Source organism: Streptomyces sp. NPDC055287 (assembly GCF_053646035.1).
On the sequence record NZ_JBSHNE010000129.1, the window covers coordinates 1 to 1,554 of the forward strand.

The 1,554-nt window shown below is 69.8% G+C and carries 2 protein-coding genes and 1 pseudogene; 2 read left to right on the forward strand and 1 reads right to left on the reverse strand.

Translation table 11 applies throughout. The features are described from left to right. Nucleotides 1–132, reverse strand: a pseudogene (locus tag ACWIHY_RS40315) (CorA family divalent cation transporter); the annotation flags it as partial. 802 nt (nucleotides 133–934) lie between these two features. Here ACWIHY_RS40315 and ACWIHY_RS40320 point away from each other — a divergent pair. Together ACWIHY_RS40320 and ACWIHY_RS40325 are read left to right on the forward strand one after the other, a co-directional pair. Beyond that, nucleotides 935–1,174, forward strand: a complete 240-nt coding sequence (locus tag ACWIHY_RS40320) for a hypothetical protein (RefSeq protein WP_454381735.1) — start codon at nucleotides 935–937, stop codon at nucleotides 1,172–1,174. Continuing rightward, complete coding sequence (locus tag ACWIHY_RS40325) at nucleotides 1,174–1,548, forward strand: toxin Doc (RefSeq protein WP_454381737.1); 375 nt, start codon at nucleotides 1,174–1,176, stop codon at nucleotides 1,546–1,548. Before ACWIHY_RS40320 ends, ACWIHY_RS40325 begins: the two co-directional genes overlap by 1 nt. The last annotated feature ends 6 nt before the right edge of the window (nucleotides 1,549–1,554 follow it).

The following is a 1,554-nucleotide window of genomic DNA, read 5'->3' on the forward strand; positions in this document are numbered from 1 at the left end:
CATGACTATCCAGACGGCTGGGTAGCCGTAGGGGGATTTCAGTTCGGGCATGTGCTCGAAGTTCATGCCGTAGACGCCGACGATCATGGTGGGGATGGCGATGAGTGCGGCCCAGGCGCTGATGCGGCGCATGCGGACAGGGGGGGCACAGAGCTCCGCCGCAGAACCGGGGCATCCGTGGACAGGGGCCCGCTCACCTCGGCCTGGGGGCCCGTGACGTCCTGGACACCTTGCTGGTCCGCCCGAACCCGGTGGCGGAGTCAGCGCCGACAGGGCCCTTGACCGTGGCGGCGTCTTCCGGCACCCGCTCCGCTTCAAACGGCTGCCCCCGGACGCGACCGTCGCTGACGTGCCCCGGTTCGGCGTGGGCCCGGCCGCGGCTGCGGGATGACCGGCGGCCGCGACCCGGCCGCACAGACCCGCGACACCGTCCTGGGCACCGTGAAGATCGGCTCCTGGCTGCACCGACAGCTCACCGCATGCACCCGCCTCGAGACCGGCCAACACCACCTGCTCACCACGCTCGGCCTGTCCCCTCAAGCCAACCCGCTGGCCCCCGCACGCCGCTCCCGCCGCACCTTTGAGCAGACCGTCCAGCTCCTGGAACTCTTCCTCCACCGCGAACACCGCGCCCCCACCGCCCGCGAAACGATCACCGTGGACGGCGACACCGTCAAGATCGGCCCCCTGGTTCGCCAAGGCCCGCACCAAGCACCGCAGCCGCCAGCTCGACACCGGGCACCAACGTCTCGCGGCCGCTCTCTTCGACGGCGACTGGACGACGAAGACCGGCCCCAGCCTTCGCCTGGCCCGCAAGCCCACTCCCTCTGCTGGCCCGTCCAACCCACGCAACAACGTAGGACCACCTGACTCGGAGAATAGGCAGCCCGTGGATCCATAGCCATACCAGGTACCTACTAGGTACCATGAGGGTATGCCGTCCTTGAACATCACCTTCACCGACGAGGAACTCGAAGCGGTCCGCGCCGCCGCGGCCGCCGAGGGCAAGTCCCTCAAGCAGTTCGTCCACGACCTGCCCCTGCGCGAACAGCAACGCCTGCAGTTCGTCCGCTACGCCGTCTCCTGGAGCGAGACGCACCGCGACGAGTTCGACGACGCCTTCCCCGACGAGATGCCCCCCACCAACGCCCAGCGGGGAGCCGAAGCCGCCTGATGGTGCTCTACATCGACATCCCCTGGCTCCTGGACGTCCAGGACCAAGCCGTCCCCGAAGACGTGAGCGTCGCCGACTACTCCGCCCTCGTCGCCGCCGTCGCCCGCCACAAGACCCGCATCCCACGCCCCGCCACCGCCGACCCCGACCCCGCCTGGCGCGCCGCCGCCCTGCTCCACACCCTGGTACGCCTGCAGCCGCTGCCGTACCGCAACAGCCTCTACGCCTGCCAGGTCTCCGCCGCCTACATGCACGCCTCCGGCGAGGGCATCGACCCCCCGTACGGCGCGATGGTCGACCTGGTCCGCGACATCCAGGCCGGCAAGGCCAACGTCTACGAGGCAGCCGACCGCATCCGCTCCTGGCGTATTTGAGTGACC